This window comes from Bacillus sp. AFS023182 (genome assembly GCF_002560575.1).
Lineage (GTDB): Bacteria > Bacillota > Bacilli > Bacillales > Bacillaceae_G > Bacillus_A > Bacillus_A arachidis.
Genome location: NZ_NTRO01000147.1, coordinates 1 through 481 on the forward strand (window position 1 = coordinate 1; position 481 = coordinate 481).

Sequence of the window (481 nt, forward strand, 5' to 3'; positions counted from 1 at the left end):
AGATAAATTCAACTCCATAATCCGTTCATCTTCACGGACATAAACTCTATCAATGTTGTAAATCGTATCTTTAATTTTGATACGATAATCTTTTTGATTTTCTTCAATCGCTCGATCTAAACGAACTTCAATCTTTTTCATGATTTCATTTCCATCCTGGCGACTGAAATGTTTATCAGTAACCGTTACGCCAATATTGTTATAGAGAATATTCCTTTCAAATGGATATCCCATCACAATACGATCTGTATCTGGATCAATCGTTTCACCAAGCTTTAATAAATCAGCTCTCCATTTTAATTTATTCGTCTGTCTCTTCGGCATCGCTAAACACCTCCAGGACAAAGAAAGGAGTCATTGCATCAAGTGCTTGTTCTAATTCCTTTTCAGATACACGATATTCATACATAATGCCGGCAACCATAATCACTAAGTATTCGGTCTGTGAGCCTGTCGCATTCTGAACATACTTTTGTGCAGT

The 481-nt window shown here is 36.0% G+C and carries 2 protein-coding genes; both read right to left on the reverse strand.

Features of this window, described 5'->3' with window-relative positions; translation table 11 throughout:
- Positions 1 to 324: hypothetical protein (locus CN288_RS27770; RefSeq protein ID WP_098303635.1), on the reverse strand; the 324-nt coding region annotated here is incomplete at its 3' end.
- On the reverse strand, positions 302 to 481 hold a 180-nt coding region (locus tag CN288_RS27775), incomplete at its 5' end, for a hypothetical protein (RefSeq protein WP_098303636.1). The genes CN288_RS27775 and CN288_RS27770, both read right to left, overlap by 23 nt.